The 16,592-nt window shown below is 45.6% G+C and carries 15 protein-coding genes; 9 read left to right on the top strand and 6 right to left on the bottom strand.

Annotated elements, in window-relative coordinates:
* Positions 1 to 103 precede the first annotated feature (103 nt).
* Together PPG34_RS04085 and PPG34_RS04080 are read right to left on the bottom strand one after the other, a co-directional pair.
* On the bottom strand, positions 104 to 658 hold the full coding sequence (locus tag PPG34_RS04085) for a PEP-CTERM sorting domain-containing protein (protein WP_313831866.1): 555 nt from the start codon (positions 656 to 658) through the stop codon (positions 104 to 106).
* Between the two features lie 534 nt (positions 659 to 1,192).
* Complete coding sequence (locus PPG34_RS04080; RefSeq protein WP_313831865.1) at positions 1,193 to 1,741, bottom strand: PEP-CTERM sorting domain-containing protein; 549 nt, start codon at positions 1,739 to 1,741, stop codon at positions 1,193 to 1,195.
* Positions 1,742 to 2,322: 581 nt separating this feature from the next.
* Here PPG34_RS04080 and PPG34_RS04075 point away from each other — a divergent pair.
* Complete coding sequence (locus tag PPG34_RS04075; RefSeq protein ID WP_313831864.1) at positions 2,323 to 2,790, top strand: helix-turn-helix domain-containing protein; 468 nt, start codon at positions 2,323 to 2,325, stop codon at positions 2,788 to 2,790.
* Between the two features lie 38 nt (positions 2,791 to 2,828).
* Here PPG34_RS04075 and PPG34_RS04070 read toward each other — a convergent pair whose 3' ends face one another.
* Positions 2,829 to 4,151, bottom strand: a complete 1,323-nt coding sequence (locus tag PPG34_RS04070; protein ID WP_313831863.1) for a hypothetical protein — start codon at positions 4,149 to 4,151, stop codon at positions 2,829 to 2,831.
* Positions 4,152 to 4,975: 824 nt separating this feature from the next.
* On the opposite strand from PPG34_RS04070, the gene rpoD reads away from it, so the two are divergent.
* From rpoD to PPG34_RS04040, 6 genes are all read left to right on the top strand, one after another.
* Positions 4,976 to 6,799: an RNA polymerase sigma factor RpoD gene (gene rpoD, locus PPG34_RS04065; RefSeq protein WP_313831862.1), complete on the top strand. Its 1,824-nt coding sequence runs from the start codon at positions 4,976 to 4,978 to the stop codon at positions 6,797 to 6,799.
* A gap of 257 nt (positions 6,800 to 7,056) precedes the next feature.
* Positions 7,057 to 8,748: a tetratricopeptide repeat protein gene (locus PPG34_RS04060; RefSeq protein WP_313831861.1), complete on the top strand. Its 1,692-nt coding sequence runs from the start codon at positions 7,057 to 7,059 to the stop codon at positions 8,746 to 8,748.
* A 222-nt stretch (positions 8,749 to 8,970) separates the two neighbouring features.
* On the top strand, positions 8,971 to 9,342 hold the full coding sequence (locus PPG34_RS04055; RefSeq protein ID WP_313831860.1) for an STAS domain-containing protein: 372 nt from the start codon (positions 8,971 to 8,973) through the stop codon (positions 9,340 to 9,342).
* A gap of 152 nt (positions 9,343 to 9,494) precedes the next feature.
* The gene (locus PPG34_RS04050; RefSeq protein ID WP_313831859.1) at positions 9,495 to 10,364 is read left to right on the top strand and encodes an IS1595 family transposase; all 870 of its coding nucleotides are present in this window, start codon (positions 9,495 to 9,497) and stop codon (positions 10,362 to 10,364) included.
* Positions 10,365 to 10,543: 179 nt separating this feature from the next.
* Positions 10,544 to 11,326, top strand: a complete 783-nt coding sequence (locus PPG34_RS04045; RefSeq protein WP_313831858.1) for a hypothetical protein — start codon at positions 10,544 to 10,546, stop codon at positions 11,324 to 11,326.
* Entirely contained in the window at positions 11,326 to 11,979 is a 654-nt protein-coding gene (locus PPG34_RS04040) for a type II toxin-antitoxin system VapC family toxin (RefSeq protein ID WP_313831857.1), read from the top strand. The genes PPG34_RS04045 and PPG34_RS04040 overlap by 1 nt, the downstream gene beginning before the upstream one ends.
* A gap of 101 nt (positions 11,980 to 12,080) precedes the next feature.
* Here PPG34_RS04040 and PPG34_RS04035 read toward each other — a convergent pair whose 3' ends face one another.
* On the bottom strand, positions 12,081 to 12,410 hold the full coding sequence (locus PPG34_RS04035) for a DsrE family protein (protein ID WP_313831856.1): 330 nt from the start codon (positions 12,408 to 12,410) through the stop codon (positions 12,081 to 12,083).
* A 188-nt stretch (positions 12,411 to 12,598) separates the two neighbouring features.
* On the opposite strand from PPG34_RS04035, the gene PPG34_RS04030 reads away from it, so the two are divergent.
* Positions 12,599 to 12,916, top strand: a complete 318-nt coding sequence (locus PPG34_RS04030) for a tetratricopeptide repeat protein (RefSeq protein ID WP_313831855.1) — start codon at positions 12,599 to 12,601, stop codon at positions 12,914 to 12,916.
* A 152-nt stretch (positions 12,917 to 13,068) separates the two neighbouring features.
* A complete protein-coding gene (locus PPG34_RS04025; RefSeq protein ID WP_313831854.1) occupies positions 13,069 to 13,527 on the top strand; it encodes a hypothetical protein in 459 nt (152 codons plus the stop codon).
* A 141-nt stretch (positions 13,528 to 13,668) separates the two neighbouring features.
* Here the strand turns inward: PPG34_RS04025 and PPG34_RS04020 are convergent, their stop codons facing one another.
* On the bottom strand, positions 13,669 to 15,255 hold the full coding sequence (locus tag PPG34_RS04020; RefSeq protein ID WP_313831853.1) for an HDOD domain-containing protein: 1,587 nt from the start codon (positions 15,253 to 15,255) through the stop codon (positions 13,669 to 13,671).
* A gap of 302 nt (positions 15,256 to 15,557) precedes the next feature.
* Positions 15,558 to 16,574, bottom strand: a complete 1,017-nt coding sequence (locus PPG34_RS04015; RefSeq protein WP_313831852.1) for a S1C family serine protease — start codon at positions 16,572 to 16,574, stop codon at positions 15,558 to 15,560.
* Positions 16,575 to 16,592: the final 18 nt, after the last annotated feature.

The following is a 16,592-nucleotide window of genomic DNA, read 5'->3' as shown; positions in this document are numbered from 1 at the left end:
TAAGAAGGTAGGAATGAATCACGGGCCTCATTCGGTTTTCAGAATGAGGCCCGTGGTATTTTCATTGAGGTATAGAATTACTGTGTTTCGTTAGTGTGTCAGCTTACACGTTGGCCTGTCGCTTCCGCCAAGCGATCACGCCCGCCAAGCCTGTGCCCAAGAGGAGCAGGGTGCTGGGTTCCGGCACTGGCTTCACATTCAAGGCGATCATCTCGCCAGCATTCACCGTGAGACCTTGGACATTAAGGAGAATTTCGTTGTCGCTATGGGAAAGGCCAAAATTTCCCAATAATCCAGCACTGGTCATCCCGACATTGACTGAGGCAATCCAGCTGGGGATGGTGCTGTTTTCATCTGAGAAGCGCAGGCCATTGAAGGGGAGGCTATCAAATGTATAATCAATTAAGGCTGTCAATTTAATCAAATTGGCGGAAAAGTCGATCTCCACGCGGCCTAAGTTTGCGAAATCTGCATATTCCACTCCAGGGTCAACAACGGTTTGTACATCAGAGAACTGAACAGTGCTGGTATTAGGAGCGAGAAAATCAGTTCGAATGTCTTCTCCTAACAATAAGGCATGGGCTTGGCCAGTACCGCTGACCAACATGGCTAATCCTAAGACTGCTCCGAGCGTGATGTGTTTGATGAAATGTTTCATGGTGAATCCTCCTTAGTGTGGGTAGTTTATTCCGGGGTGGCGCCCCCGGGTTTTGTCTTTATGTTTGGTATACGTAGCAAAGCGTATGCCAGGGGGGAAGCGACGAATGGTCGCATGGAAATTTTCGGTCTAGGCGATTGATTGAGAAGGGAAATTCACGTGTGGTGAAGTAGGGGTCATCTCTAAGGCCGCGTGGGGCTCAGAAGTAAAGATGTAAAAGCGTTCGACGGGTAAGGATATAAGGAAAATTTAAATTATCTTGGAAAGATTAAGGAGTGGTAGCAAAGAAGTGCAACCGAACATATCCGGCTGATCACATTGTTGTAAAAATCGCCGACTGTTCAGGAAAGGGACTTTACTGGTCCCAAAAAAGAAGAAACTACAAAGGATCTCCACGAAATACGGGTAACGAATTCACATACATGTTTCACTTTGGTGGAGAAAAAAACGATCGGGCCTCATTTGGTTTTTCAAATGAGGCCCGTGGTGTTTTAAGTAGGTCCCTAGGCGATAGTGGTATCTAGGAGTCCAGGGCTACACTTGGGAGGTGCGTTTCCGCCAGGCAATCACCCCGGCCAAGCCTGTGCCCAAGAGGAGCAGAGTGCTGGGTTCAGGAACCGGTTGAGGGATTGTCTCGCCGATATTCAAGACCAACATGCTTTCTCCACCGGTAATGGTCAGACCAGACACATTGACGTAAATGTTATTGTTGTCAAATGTGACGATCGCCCCGGAGACATCGCCAGTGGTCAGGCCGAGGTTGAGGGACGCCGTCCAACTGGGAATGGTTCCGTTGAAATCAAAAAAGTGCAGGCCATTGAAAGGTAGAGTGAGGAAAGTGTGGTCACTGGTTGCCGTTAGTTTGATCATGGTGTCCGAGAAATCAATGTCGACCAGGCCAGTAAAATTAGGGAGTTCGACGCCAACGCCGACTACGGAGTTATCTGGACCATCGACAATCCCAAAGGTTGTGTTTTCAGTGGTGGTTTGAATAGTTTCACCGAGCAACAAGGCGTTGGCTTGTCCGACGCCGCTGACCATGACAGCCAATCCTAAGACGGCTCCTAATGTGAGGTGTTTCATAAAGTAGTTCATCGTATTGCTTTCTCCTTTTGTAAAATGTGTGGGGTTAGTAGTAAAGATTTTTACATTCCGTTAGCTTCCTTGTTGTGTGATAGAGCAAACCTTATGCCAGTGTCAGGAAATTGACAGAATTGCTCTGTATCATCATGAGCAAGTCATTGATAATGCGGAGAGTTATTGGGAATTATATGTTTAGCAATTGGTGAAAAAACTTTTGTCGTATGAAAAAAACTGACAAAAATTTTGACGGGGAAAAATTATGAATTTTCTGCAATAGTCAGGAGTAAACTGAAATCTGAAACAAGACAACACAAATGAAAAAAATGAATTAATCTTGAAAATGTCAAGATTTCCGACAGGGAAAATTTCAGGAACTTAAAGAATCCTCTTCATGGTGAACACACAATCATGAAATGATACCGAAGTGTTACTAACTGTCATTCTAGTCATCGATTAAAGTATGAATTCTTTTGACACCCTCCTTTCTTGGGAGGTTCATCAGGGTTCTGAGAACTTTGTGGCGGACCGTCCATTGTCCAGAGGTAGACGAAGGCAGTGCTCCTTCGTTATGATCCCGCATTATGCCACTTAATCAATCTCTTCAAGCTTGGCGTAAGGCTAGGCAATATTCAATTTCCAAATTGTCTTCTGATTCTGGAGTTGAAGGTTCGACGATTGAGGAGATTGAAGCCGGAGTGCTTGATCCATTGGTATCGATAGTCGAGGCCTTGGCCAAGGGGCTGGCTATTCCCCCCGCCTGGCTTTACAGTACACCCAAGGCCATTGAATTGTTATTGGGAGATCCCGATGGTGAAGAGTCCGTCTATCCTGACCTTGATTCTCCAGATCCTGTGACGGAACGCATTCTTCGTGGTCATCAATCGGATCGCGAGATGTACGTGCTTCTGACCTCTTTGCTCCGTCATGGAGAGCCTAAGTTGTTACGCGCTGCGGAAGTCAATCTCCGAAGTTTGCTCAAGCAGGCGCGTACGGCGACGGTTCCCTGGCAAACCCGCCCTTCAGGACATTTCGAACCTCCCAGCGACTGATCTTATCGTCCCCGTTCCCTCTGTTTGTGACGAGCGGATTACGCCTTACGTTTCTGGAACTGCTGACACCGGAATTTCAGCCAAAGGGTTTGCATAGCTAATCCGCAGAGTGCTGCGGTGTAACCCATGTAGATGCCTGTGACCGTTCCAAGATAAATCCCAAATCCCAGGATGAGGGTGCAGACGATAAGATACAAGGCCACTGCTTCAATGATCCCCCGTGTTGCATGAGCATGGACGAGGATGCCTCGGAACCAGCTCTCGAGCACCGTTAATGCCGGAAACAAAATGGCCAGCCATAGGGTGGATCTTCCCAAGGTCGTGAGTTCTTGGGAAAGGCCGGACAGTGTCATAAACCAAAACTCTGCAAGGGGGCTCATCGCAATGAAGAGTAGCACCGCACTATTGCCTATGGCCAATTGAAAGGCGAATCGGCGTAAAGGCAAAAAGTAGGTGGGTTTTTCGATTAAGGCCACCACAACTTCCTGGTAAGCCAGTCCAATTCCCTGAAATAAAAAGACAAGCCCTCCGAGAATCGGCCATACCGCAAAACTTTCTATGGGAGAAGGCATTCGGCTGAGTGCAGCGCTGGCAATCGGAAGTGCCAGTAACGTGATCAGCGGGGTCCAGGCCAGTGGGATATAAAATTTTAGAAATTTTTTAAAACTTGGTGGCTCGGTTTGAATGGGAGGCATTTGTTGCAATTTTTTAAGAATAGGGTGGGAATAAAAGCGAATGACGGCAGCTTCACTCAGGACGCCTAATACAATGGCGAATGTTCCTATGACGATGCCTGTGAGTGATTCCATTCCTACTCCCCAAAGGAGCCCCACCATTAGAGCAAGGAGTCGGATCGCTGTGCCTACACCCACCCAGCGCGACTGCCCATATCGAATTAATATTCCCTGGTAAAATCGGCGTATGGCGATGGAAGCGGTCCAGGGAGTCATGATCATCATGCCAATTCGTGCGGGTTCGATAATCGGGGCTGGAATGTTAAGGACGGTAGTTACCAAAAAATCAAAAACCGGAGTGAAGGCTACGATCATATGAATAGCGGTTAACATAAATGCCAGCCCAACCATAAAGTTCCGCAGTAGGCGATACCATTCCCAGTCTTTTGATAATGCCGTTGAAGCGGCCAAGAGCATGATAATGGGAGACTCGATAATCAAGGATAAAGGAAACACCACACTCGCAAATGCGGCGAGATTTATTTCTGGTGCGGCGAGTCTGGCCATAAAGGCACCCACGATAGGTCTTTCCAAACCCATGAGTAGCCAACTGGCTGCTAAGGGCATCCATGTAGACGCAATGAGCATACTTGGGCTGCTATATGTCTCTGGCTGCTTTTGATGCATTAGGGGTGTTCGTCCTTAATAATTAGAGGTAGGGTTTGGTCAGATTTTCTGAATGTGTGGTTGAAAAGTTAGGTATTTCTTGGTTAATCGCTAGCAACTTTTCTTTTTGGCTTCTTTAATATTCTTGACCAGGAGAGTTTTACTGAATTGATTCCCTAGGGATGGGAGGCAGAGTGGTCCATGATATATCATCCCTAAAAGGTGATTAATAGATCAAAGTCGACAGTGCTTTTGGGTGGGGCCAACAATGTACCCTGCGAAATTTATGGGTTTTGATAGTAGTGATTACAGGATGAAGCACTTTGTTGCGGGGGTAGTTATGCTAATACTGAAAGTGACCGATTATCCTTGAAATATCATTAGCCACTCTGGTATACAATAACGGTTTGCCATCAGGGCAATAGCAAGTTAGTGTTTCAATTGTGCAGATAATTTTTTGATTTGCTAAATATTTGATAAATTGGTTTTTTCCCTATGGAGCGCCTGCCATTTTGTGAGGCGCTCCTACATTTTTCGACATAGAGGACTTAAAAGCCTCGATCAAATTTTAAAGTTTTAATATTCATAAGTCTCGCTTCAAATGTAAAACCACAGGATTCATGGTCCTGGTGGTTAGTCTCGTCGACCGATTTCTTTGTAAAATAACGTATTAAGATATTTTACGTATTGTGTGTCGCTTGGTCCAACTGGCAAGATCATATAATTGTGCTTTTTCAACGGGGAGTCCTTTGGGCTTATTAGTGTAACCTCGAGAATATTAGTTTTGCCCCTGGGGCCCATGCAAAAAAACCATATATAATCATTAGAAATTTTTGGGAGAGATAATGTCTAAGCACAGCCTTTTAGGGAATGTCAAACCGCTTTCGGGAATGGATAAAGACTCGGATCAACTGCATTACGATGAATTACGCGGCCCCTTGGCCGTTGATTCCGACTCCTCCGATCAACTTTCCACGTTATTTACGGCCTTTGGAGATGACACCATTGAAGGTTCTTCTGATCACAACCATGAGCCAGAATCTGCCAATCAAAAAAATAATGACGAATCCGGAGAAAGCGAGACGGTAGAGGAGGTTGATGACTCTCCTGAAGACAATGAAAAGGAAATTGATCTTACACCTGGTGCCTTGAGCCGAATCGATGATCCCGTTCGGTTGTATCTCAATGAAATGGCGAGTGTGTCGCTGTTAACGCGCGAAGGGGAAATCGAGTTAGCCAAACGGATCGAAGAGGGCAAGCATGAATTAGCCTTGGCTGTGGCCGGGATGCCCATGACCCTGACCTATCTGGATGCGCTGCGACTGGCCATGAAGAAAGGCGAATTGCGCGTTCGGGACTTGGTCTTTGTCCAAGAGGCGACGGAAGAGGAAGAGCTTGACGAAGAAGAGGTTGAAGACGATCAAGATGAAGAAGAATTAAAGTTGCGTACCTTGGCTGAGCTTGAAAAAACCCGACGCTTGGGTAAAAGCTTGCTGACCCTCTATGCCAAGCGACGGAAAGCGCCACAAACGCAGCAGGCCCGTCTGGCTAAGCAGCTCCAGAGCATTCAATTACAGATTGTCGAGCGGCTGGAAGCATTGAACTTACAACCTGAAGTGCGGGAAGAGTTGTTGCGTCGGATTAAAGAGAAGGGTGTTTCGCTACGAAGTGCCGAGCGGGTCGTGGAGGATTGTTGCCGGCGGATTGGCAAACCCAAGGATGAAGCGGGCAAAGTTCTTCGGCAGATGGGGCGGGATCGCACGGTTTATACCACTGTACGACGCAAGACTGGCTATAGCGATGAGGCCTTAGAAAAACTGATTTCTTCCTTTCAAGATGGACAGGCGACGGTGCGGCGGATTGAACAAGAAGAAGTCTTGCTGCCCTCCATAGAATTCAAAGGTGCGTTTCTGATCCTAGAGCGTGCCGAAGAGAAGATGAAGCGGGGAAAGGCGGAATTGATTGAAGCCAATCTGCGGCTGGTGGTGAGTATTGCCAAGAAATACACGAATCGGGGGCTCCAATTTTTGGACTTGATTCAAGAAGGCAATGTCGGGTTGATGAAGGCGGTGGATAAGTTTGAGTATCAGCGGGGATATAAATTCAGTACGTATGCGACGTGGTGGATTCGGCAGGCGATCACGCGTGCGATTGCCGATCAAGCCAGAACAATTCGTGTACCAGTGCACATGATCGAGACAATCAATAAGCTCGTCCGAACCTCACGGCACCTGGTGCAGCAGTTAGGGCGGGAGCCGACGCCAGAGGAGATTGGGGAGCGGATGGAAATGCCGCTGGAGAAGGTGCGGAAGATCTTAAAGATTGCGAAGGAGCCGATCTCACTGGAGACGCCGATTGGGGAGGAAGAGGATAGTCATTTAGGTGATTTCATCGAGGATAAGAAGGCCGTCTCTCCTTTAGAGGCAGCGACCCGCTATGATCTGCAACGACAAATTTCAACTGCCTTGGGAGCTTTAACTCCGCGAGAAGAGAAAATTATTCGCAAGCGGTTTGGGATCGGGGAGGCCACGGACCATACGCTCGAGGAAGTGGGGCAGGACTTTGATGTCACGCGTGAGCGGATTCGGCAGATTGAAGCCAAGGCGTTGCGCAAGTTGCGGCATCCAAGCCAAAGTCGAAAACTTCGCAGTTTCGCAGAAGGATTTTAGGACTTATCCCGTCTTAGATTCAGGGATTCAGTCCCGGTTAATTATGAAGGTGGCCTTGTACGCATTGTGCAAGGCCACCTTTTTTTTAAACCTTCTTTAAGGAGACATGGGATTTGGGATACTATAGAGGTCCTGAAGGTGGCTTCGGAAATTTATGCGGGAAATTTTTGTCTCAATTATTTAAAAAATTATTATGTTCTATATTCTTCGGGAGTTACTCTTTCTTGCTTGTAGATAGAAACCTGGGAGAGAGATAAATGAATCGTGCGGAAAGAAGGCGCCAGGGACGTCTCAGTGCAAAAGCGGGGATAAGGAAGGATCCCAAGCCTGTTGCTCAATGGCTAAAAGAGGCAAGGTCTCATCATCGTGAAGGTCGTTTTAAACAAGCTGAAGCGTTATATCGCCAGGTTCTCGAAGAAAACTCGACACATCCGGATGCCTTGCATTTGCTTGGATTAGCTACTTATCAACAGGGTGAGTATGGTCTGGCGAGGACTCTCATAGAAGATGCAATTCGACACAACAAAAAAACCCCCTTGTATCATTATAATCTTGGCTTGGCTTGTGAAAAGTTAGGAAATCTGGAGGATGCGGTACAGGCCTACCACCAAGCTATTCATCTTAAGCCCAATTATGTGGAAGCGCGTAGTAATCTGGGGAATGTTTATCGCGAACAAGGAAATCTTGATGCGGCCGTATCCACTTTTGAGCAGGTGATCCAAATACAGCCAGACTATGCAGGGGGATTCAATAATTTGGGGGTGGCGTTAAAAGAAAAACACGACCTTGATGGTGCTATTGATGCATATCAGCAGGCTTTACGGGTAAATCCTCACAATGCTGAATCCCATAATAATATTGGAATGGTGTATGCCGAACGTGGTCAATGTGAGAGTGCTATCACCGAATTTCAAAAAGCCATTGAGATCAACCCAGGGTATGCCAAGGCTCATCAAAATTTAGGTTTGATGCAGTTATGTCAAGGTCAGCGAGACAATGCGTTAAAGCAATTTAGAAAATCAGCAGATCTTATACAAAATCATGGGCATTCCGTCCGCCTGACCCATGTATACCCCTCCAGAATAAAACATGATGCAGAGCAACTGGACTATCTCCATCGTCAGGGTATTTCCTTATCCACGAAAGAGTCTTATTCGGAAATGCTACAGGTGTTAAAGCAGCATGTGGTGAGTGATGAGGAAGGAAATCATCCATTTGCGGTGAGTGCTTCTCAGGCAGAGACTCTTGCTCCTTCCTTTAACCGAATTTTGCATTTTGCTGAAAGCCCTGCGATACCTAATGGAGCCTTAAATCCTCATCTTGATCGAGAAGATATTCAGCGGCGATATCAGAAGAGTCATCCTGAAATTATCTGTATCGATGAGTTGCTCAGGCCTGAAGCGTTAACTTCGTTGCGTCGGTTTTGTTTAGAGTCGACCATTTGGAAAAAAGACTATGTGGAGGGATATGTTGGGGCGATGTTAGGTGATGGGTTTTCTTCGCCCTTGTTATTGCAAGTGGCTGAAGAGTTGCGGCAAGAGTTTCCTGGAATTTTTCACAACCATCCGTTGCTTCAGGCTTGGGCGTTCAAACAAGATAGTCAACGGCGACCGCTCAACATTCATGCCGATGCTGCGGCCGTGAATGTGAACTTTTGGATTACACCCAATGAGGCCAATTTAGATCTTTCCTGCGGAGGGTTGACGGTTTGGGATAAAGAGCCACCCAAAGATTGGGACTTTAAAATCTACAATAATACAAAATATAAACCAAAAATTATGGAATTTTTACAGTCGAGTGGTGCCAGGCCCGTGACGGTTCCTTATCGAGAAAATCGTGCGTTGATTTTTAACTCTGATCTTTTTCATGAGTCCGATACCTGTCATTTTCGCGATGACTATGAATCGCGTCGAATTAATATTACCTTCCTCTATGGCCATCGAGCCTAGTCCCTTATTGGTTACCAGGTTTATATTCCCTTTCTCATTTTGTTATAAGCATGCTCTTCTAACATGTTGAAAATAAAGGGAAGTTTAGCTTTATTTTTGAGCCAATGGGAAAATGTGTTTGTCCGAATTTAAATAACCTCTTGAAAAAATTAAGAATGGGCATGGCAGGCCGATAAGTATTTCTAGATACGAAAATATGGCTATATCGCTTAAGCAGACTGGATGAACCAACAATGGAACTTTAAAGTTGCCATGGTGATAAAAGAGCGAGAAACCCAGGGAGTGCCCGTCCTTGTTCTTTCAGGAAGGCTGGATATGTTTGCAAGGAACGGGTTAAAGGATGTCATGGAAAAATATCAGGAAGCCCAAACGAGGCGAGTGATTGTAGATATGCGAGGGGTTTCTTTTATTGATAGTGCTGGTTTAGGGGTATTAGCTCTCATGGTGAAGGCTTTCCAGGATTTTAAGGGAAATGTGATTGTCGTGAATCCCCAAGACACGGTAAGAAATATTTTGGAAAATGTAAATTTTTCCAAACTCATTCCAATGTTTCAGACCAACGAAGATTATTCGACCTTTTCCGCCTTATCGTAATTTCCGGCCTCCTACGGGATATTCCCGCAAGTTTTTCAATGCCATCTCAAATGAACAAATTTCTCTCGATTAAGTCAGTATATTTTTTGGTAATTATCCCTTGACAGCACGTAACGTATTTGTTATTAGTGTAGGTAACGGAGGGCAAGAAAGTGAAAACCTACACGCTCAAACAATTTCAAAAAGATTTTCCCAATGATGAAGCCTGTCTGGAATGGCTCATGCAGTCCCGTTGGCCTAATGGGATTCATTGCAAGAAATGTAATCGAGTCACCAAGCATCATCGGTTAACCAATCGGCCTAAATATTCCTGTCAGTTTTGTGGAAACCATGTTTCTCCACTGGCTGGAACCATCCTCGAAAAATCCTCTACCTCACTCTATAACTGGTTTTATGCCATGTATCTAATGGCGTCTACTCGGTGTGGGGTTTCGGCCAAACAAATTGAACGTGAAACTGGCGTCACTTATAAAACGGCATGGAGAATGTACAAGCAAATTCGTTCCATGCTTGGCGAAGACTACAACTTGGAGGGTTCATCAGTTGAGGTTGATGAGACCTATATTGGCGGAAAGCGAAAAGGCAAACGTGGACGCGGAGCCGAAGGGAAATCTATTGTGGTCGGTGCCGTTCAGCGAAAAGGCAAAGTTGTAGCCAAGAAGGTAGAGAATGTTAAAGCAAACACTCTTGTTCCCTTTGTCACGGAGCGAGTGCTACCTAAGACTATCGTATACACAGATGAACTACCGAGTTACAATAAATTACCGAAGATGGGGTATGACCATCGGCGCATTCATCATGCCAGCAAGGTCTATGTGATGGGCGATATTCACACCAACAACATTGAAGGCTTTTGGAGTTTGGTAAAGCGTGGAATTAATGGAGTTTATCACGCAGTGAGCGATAAGTACCTTCAGAACTATCTTGACGAATATGCTTTCCGGTATAATAGACGGGACAATCCGGCGGGGATGTTTAATGCGTTTGTTTCGCGGGTTGTGACTTCGGCAAGGGCTGAGTGACCTTCCGAAGAAAAGAGTTAAATGACTCCTTCGTAAGAGGGGCTGAACCAGCTGGCACTGATTTAGCCTCCTCTGTTTTTTTCTTCTTTGTTTCTTGTCTCATTGCTCACCCTATGCGGCTATCTTAAAAACTGATGATAGCACGTAATATAAAACTTCGTCTAGCGTAGGGGAAAATTATGGAAACGGAAGACACTAACTCCAAACATCTGTCTATGAAGAAGTGGCGCGAAATACGATTTACTATAGACGCTTATACGCCAGACACTATACCCATGGCTCGCTTAGTCGAGTATATGGGTGATTTGGCTAATATGCTTGGGGAAGAGCCGTATGTCCATTTTGATCGACTAGAAAGTGGAAGTATTCAATTAATCCAGCGAGTAGATTATGAGGCGTTCCCCAAAGTTCAAGAACGGATGAGGAAAGTTGGGACCCTAGAAGGACCGCAAGATGCAATGAAGGCATATGAACGAATTAATAATAGACTCCGAGATGACAATGGAATTGGGGCTGTTCTGGAAGAAGGTGGAGCCAAAATCATTCAATTTCCAGGCCGTGATACTCCACAGAAAGAAAAATTTGGCCCATTCAGAGAAGAAGGTTTTCTTGATGGGATTGTTATACGAATTGGAGGAAAAAGGGAGTTAGTCCCCGTACATCTTCAATCCGGTGACATTATTTATGAACATTGTGAAGCAACGCGGAACGTGGCTAGAGAATTGGGGCATTATATGTTTGGCCAAGAATTGCGAGTAAAGGGAACAGGGAAATGGTCTCGCAATGAAGATGGAGAATGGCTTCTAGAGACATTTAAGATAGATAGTTTCGAGGAATTAGACAGCCAACCATTAAGTGCTGTGGTGGCACAGCTTCGGAATGTAAAGGGTAGCCAATGGGACAAGATAAGTAATCCTTGGGAAGAGATAGAGCGTCTTCGCAATGATAACGAGGAGCCTTAATGGTTGTTTTTGATACAGCCATTCTTTTACTGCTCTTTTCCCCTGATACTTCTGCGCCTATAGATCCTGCGACTAAAAACCCAATCGAAGATGCAAAAGAACGCGTCGATTATCTTGTCGAAAAGCTGGAAAAGCAAAAAACTAAGATCATTGTTCCAACGCCTGTTTTAAGTGAATTATTAGTTCATAGTGACAAGGCTGGTCCAGGCTACCTTTCCAAATTAAACTCTAGTGCTGCTTTTCGCATAATTCCTTTTGATATTAAGGCTGCCATTGAAGTAGCAGCTATGACTAAGGCCGCATTGAATAGTGGAGATAAAAAAGATGGTGGAGCAGGAACATGGGCAAAAATCAAATATGATCGACAAATTGTAGCAATAGCAAAAGTGGAGGGTGCAACAACGATATATTCTGATGATGAAAATATTGATAAATTTGCCAAGAAAAAAGGAATTAACGTAATTGGTTTGTCGGCATTGCCATTACGTCCAGAAGAAGCTCAAACAGACCTTTTTAAAGACGCTCAAAGTGAAGAATCGTCTGAGGAGGATACGGAAGAAGAAATTGACGAAGAAATCCTAGAGGAAATAATAGAGAGCGTAGTAAAAGATCAACCCCCAACCGAAGAAAATAAACTAGATAAACCTACCTAATACATGCCGTGAGGGGATAATTGCCTATTTTTTTAAAATTTCCTAGCGTTCGTGAAGCCTGAAATAAGGACTCCATTATATTGGAGAGCGTTGTGGGGAGGTCAATTGAAGGCAATAAACTGATCACATCCAGAGACAATTTGGGAGAGAACCACCAAGCCACAAAATGTCACATCTTGGCCATAGCCTTCAGTAGAAACCTTGTGTTGTTGGCATCCATATGCGCAGACGCTCAATTTAACCCCAGAATGTGTCAGCTCCCGAATAATTGGATTTTCAAGATTCTTCACTCCCTCATCAATTAAATACAAGTAGACTTGTACCTTGGCTTGTTGAGCAGTTTTGCTAAGTTGTGACACCGTTTCAGCATTAGGATGGCTGGGAGGCGTGGAGAGCAGGAGCCCGAGTTTTTTTCCTTCAAGGGGTGCCATAACAACTACCAAAGTTAAAAATGAGGCGATCGTAATTTTGAGGACTATACTGGTCGCTTAGCAGGAGGGTCAAGGTAAAGGGGAGAGTCTCATCCTATCGTATCTGAATAATCGTGTGTCTGATTTTCTAGATGAATTCTTTGGAATGATGCTATGATGACCCTTAATATTTTCCTTTGGGAGGGTTCATGGATATTCAGATATTTCGAGAAATGGTTGCCAAGAAGCCTGATGGATTTTTGGGACGCTATGGATTGGGTGATAAAATTATGCAAACCGGCGGAGATTTACTCGAGGCTGTGGAGCATCTTCAGGTGGCTGTGCAACTTGATCCCATCCATGTGGCTTCACATTTTGCGTTGGGTCGTGCATTAGCAGGATTGGGAAGAAAGGAAGAAGCCCACGAAATACTCAAGGCTGGCATTGATGCGGCGGTCTCTGGTCGGTCGAGTGGGGGAGGAGACCTTGTCCCAGAGATGAAAGCGCTGCAACAAACCCTCCGATGAGGATACTGGCTATGTATCCCTTGAGTCGTATGTCGATAGGAAGAAACACAATATGGGGCTTGGCAGTAAATGGGTTTGGTGTTCAGACCTGAGAGGTGTTAGGGTAAAAGAACAAGGAATCAGTGGTATCTTTACCAAGGGGTCATTGAGCTATGATCGAAGCACAAGACCGATATTTCTCCCCAAGCTGGCAACTTGTCGTTGTCTGCACCCTGCTCATCCTGTGTGTAGTCCCTGTAGGCGGTTGGTCACAGCCGTCCTCGTTAACCCCTAGTGAGGTTGTGCAATTGTGGCTGACGGTCTATCCAGACAATTTGGACCGGGCGGCGAATATGACAACCTTGACTTTTCGACAGGGGATTTCACGACAAGATTGGATTGAAGGCCAGGAACTCATTCTCAAAGGGCTGAAGATGAAGTATGGCAAGGGTCGCGTCCTTTATGAAGACATACGAGGCGAGCAGGCTCGAGTCATACTACGTGTTCGGGTTTCTTCTTGGATGGGGTCGGCTAATAAAGATGAGTTGTATTCTCTAGTGAAGGGTGAAGAGGGGCTATGGTTTATCGATCGAGTGGACGAGTATGTCCCAGACCCCAATGAGGGGCGCTAGATTTTAACGGATAACTAACAACTTCGAATCGCCAGAAAAAGTCTCATCCTCGTTTTCACATTGCGAGTTATCTCCTTCCATGCCTTTCCTTAAAAAATATACTAAAAAGAGACATTAGTGCGTGGACAAGGGAAGGCAGGTTTAGTTGGAGTGGGAGCCTGTCGCAAGTCGAGTTAAGTTCATATTGATTTGTGCAAGAACCATCATAAAGGTGGAGTAATCATTTTCGGTAATGGGGGTTTTCGTGATGCCTCGATCTGCCACGATGACCCCAACAGGTTTTGCTTTGGCAATGAGCGGACCAATTAAGCAAGTTGTCTCTCCCCATTGATTGAGAAAAGTTTCGGAAAGTCTTCCCATTTGAACCTCGGCCTTGAGGTCATCGATTTTCCTTGGCTCATACCCCTTAAATGCTGTTGCGAGCAGGTGTTGGCTGTGCAGAGGGCATCGAAAAAGCGGTAACAGCTCTTTGACGCCAGCACCAAGGCCAGTACGAGGTTCAAGCATTCCGGTTTCTGGTGAAAGAAGAACGAGAGCCACACGTTCAAATTGACCGGCTTTGTGCAATCCTTCCGCTCCGAGATGGAGAATTCGATTGGCGTCTTGTGTCCCAAGGGCTTGTAAACTAAACTCTTGCAACCAGACAAAAAGATCTTGTCTGGGTAATGGTGCGACTGACGCTGCGGAACTGGCCTCGATTTCATGACTGAGGGGCGGCAACCCATGTTTTTCTACACGCTGTTTGAGGACCTTTGTCACTTTGGCAATGTCTGTCATCAAGCCAACATAAGGATTTGGGGGTGGCAACTTTCCCCATTGGCTATGCGGCAGAAAAAATTTTCGCTCGATATTCACGGCTTCAGCAAATTGGGCAGCTTTGGTAAAAGTGTTTAGTATAATGGTCTTCATGGCCTGGGGAGGAAGAGCCAGGGACTGAGGAATTTTTTCGATTAATTTTCTCATGGTTGATTGATTGAATGGCGAGGGTGGGGATAACCAACATCGTCCTAATTCATTGGCCGAATAGACAATCCCAACAAGTTTTTCCTGTGGGTTTCCCCACATTTTCCCCATGGGTGGAGGTGTGGCTTGAATTACCTGAATGATATTGGCTGGTAATCCCCATTCCTTAGAAATAATGGTGGCAAGCCCTTTTAACGGTATGCCCAATACTTCTTTTTCCAGGGCCGAAACATTCGTGGGGTCTGTTTGCCGGGCGACTTCCAACCGGTGGTACACATCCGGGACATAATGTGCAAGCACGAGATCACCCAATGTATAGAGCATAGTACTGGTAAACAGATTGCTGTTTTTATGTCGACTGGCCTCTTCCAATTCCATGGCGGCGGTCGCCGACACCAAGGCTTGTGCCAAAAGCCGTTTTAATTCCCTGGAATTTCCTCCTCGTTCATCTGCTTGTTCTACTAATTCTGCCCCAATCGCAATGGCTCGAATCACATCGAATCCCACGATTCTTACGGCTTGGAATGCCGTGGTCACTGACGTCATGGTGGCATACACCACACTGTTGGCTAATTTGATGACTTTGGTCATGAGAGCTTGGTCGCGCATGACCACTTGGCTGACATCACTGGCATTTGAATTTTCGCGGTCCGTACATTCCAGGATACTTTTGCAGGATTGACGAAGAATGGGAAGATCTTCTCCATTTGTCGCGAGGATTTCTTCAATCCGGGGAGGAAGTCCGTATGTGGTGATTGAGGCCATATTCAAACTATCGAAAATTTTTGTGGCAAGGTAGGTTCATTGTAAAAGTTTAGAGAGAAATCCTAATCATAAATTCAAATTCCCTTTTATTTTCGGATAGTTATAAATTGATCTTTAGCAGAGCTAGGATAAACTTGGTGAGCAAGAGGCTCATGAGAACTCTCTTTGAGGAAGGTTAGCCGTCTTTAAAACAAGATATTATGAAATCCTGTGAGTTGGTGATGGAAAAATAGTTTTATGCGTGGGTTGGTATAGGGAGAATCGCCCTTGGTTTTTCCCGGCGATGACACGGGGAGGAGAGCTTATGATTCCCCTAATATGACGTTTAAATTGAGAGTCTCCTGTTCTCGGAGAATGGTAATCGTGATGTTCTGTTCTGGTTGGGTATGTTCAATTAAATAATTTTTTAATTGTGCGGCGGAGTGAATGGGTTGGTGATTGATTGCCAGAAGAATATCCCCTTTTTTGAAACCGGCTCGTCGAGCTGGACCCGTGGCATTTTTCACTGCAATGGCCCAGTGTCGGTCTTGTTTAACAACGTTGAGGGAAATGCCAAGTGTAGAAAATTTCAGTGAGTGACCCTCGATAAGAGATTGAACAATTTTTTGCACAATAAGGCCTGGAACGGCAAAGGCAAAACGACTGCAACGGCGTTCTCCTTGCGTATGTTCGGTTTGAATGATGGCATGGACCACTCCGACTATTTCACCTTTGGTATTGAAGAGTCCCCCACCGGAGTTTCCACTACATGCGGACAAGTCCACTTGCAGGAGCCTGGATTGAATAGTGGTAAGAAACGTATGGGGATTGCCGATGCGTCCAAAGCTTAAAGCTGGCCCCCACCCCAATGGATAGCCCACGGTGAAAACATTATCCCCTGAGTAAGCTTCACTTTCAGCAAAGGTGACTTGTCCTGGAATGTCGGGAAGAGTGTCTTCTGGGACTCGATAGAGGGCGACATCAAGAAATTCATTGATGCCAATAAATGTAGCTGTGAGTTCGTGAAAATGCTCTGTAATGACCTGTATCGCTTCGGCGGCAAGAGTTTTGCCACCTTTCTGATGTTCAATGGCATGGCGTGCAGTCAGGATATAGCCTTGGCCAATGTGGGTTCCGGATCCTCTAACGGAAAAAGGTGCGGGACCGGAAATAGTGGCGCGTTCCTCCTCTGGGCTTAAAATGCCCACGGTGGCATGTCTGGCCTTTTCTGCGGCAATTGATAATAATGAGGGCTCCGCTCCGATGGCCATTATTGGCAGAAGGCCGATTAAGAGCAGGGTGCAAGAAAGAAGGATGTGGGTTTGGTTTCTAATTCGCATACAGGGATCCTCTGAAAG

It is taken from the genome of Candidatus Nitronereus thalassa (assembly GCF_032191465.1).
GTDB lineage: Bacteria > Nitrospirota > Nitrospiria > Nitrospirales > UBA8639 > Nitronereus > Nitronereus thalassa.
This window is presented reverse-complemented; position numbering and strand designations above follow the sequence as displayed.

What these genes read in the sequence shown, in the direction of transcription:
- PPG34_RS04020 (WP_313831853.1), bottom strand. Translation starts at nt 15,255, where the DNA reads ATGGCCTCAATCACCACATACGGACTTCCTCCCCGGATTGAAGAAATC.
- PPG34_RS04025 (WP_313831854.1), top strand. Translation starts at nt 13,069, where the DNA reads ATGATCGAAGCACAAGACCGATATTTCTCCCCAAGCTGGCAACTTGTC.
- PPG34_RS04085 (WP_313831866.1), bottom strand. Translation starts at nt 658, where the DNA reads ATGAAACATTTCATCAAACACATCACGCTCGGAGCAGTCTTAGGATTA.
- PPG34_RS04060 (WP_313831861.1), top strand. Translation starts at nt 7,057, where the DNA reads ATGAATCGTGCGGAAAGAAGGCGCCAGGGACGTCTCAGTGCAAAAGCG.
- rpoD (WP_313831862.1), top strand. Translation starts at nt 4,976, where the DNA reads ATGTCTAAGCACAGCCTTTTAGGGAATGTCAAACCGCTTTCGGGAATG.
- PPG34_RS04080 (WP_313831865.1), bottom strand. Translation starts at nt 1,741, where the DNA reads ATGAAACACCTCACATTAGGAGCCGTCTTAGGATTGGCTGTCATGGTC.
- PPG34_RS04070 (WP_313831863.1), bottom strand. Translation starts at nt 4,151, where the DNA reads ATGCATCAAAAGCAGCCAGAGACATATAGCAGCCCAAGTATGCTCATT.
- PPG34_RS04015 (WP_313831852.1), bottom strand. Translation starts at nt 16,574, where the DNA reads ATGCGAATTAGAAACCAAACCCACATCCTTCTTTCTTGCACCCTGCTC.
- PPG34_RS04075 (WP_313831864.1), top strand. Translation starts at nt 2,323, where the DNA reads ATGCCACTTAATCAATCTCTTCAAGCTTGGCGTAAGGCTAGGCAATAT.
- PPG34_RS04035 (WP_313831856.1), bottom strand. Translation starts at nt 12,410, where the DNA reads ATGGCACCCCTTGAAGGAAAAAAACTCGGGCTCCTGCTCTCCACGCCT.
- PPG34_RS04030 (WP_313831855.1), top strand. Translation starts at nt 12,599, where the DNA reads ATGGATATTCAGATATTTCGAGAAATGGTTGCCAAGAAGCCTGATGGA.
- PPG34_RS04040 (WP_313831857.1), top strand. Translation starts at nt 11,326, where the DNA reads ATGGTTGTTTTTGATACAGCCATTCTTTTACTGCTCTTTTCCCCTGAT.
- PPG34_RS04045 (WP_313831858.1), top strand. Translation starts at nt 10,544, where the DNA reads ATGGAAACGGAAGACACTAACTCCAAACATCTGTCTATGAAGAAGTGG.
- PPG34_RS04055 (WP_313831860.1), top strand. Translation starts at nt 8,971, where the DNA reads ATGAACCAACAATGGAACTTTAAAGTTGCCATGGTGATAAAAGAGCGA.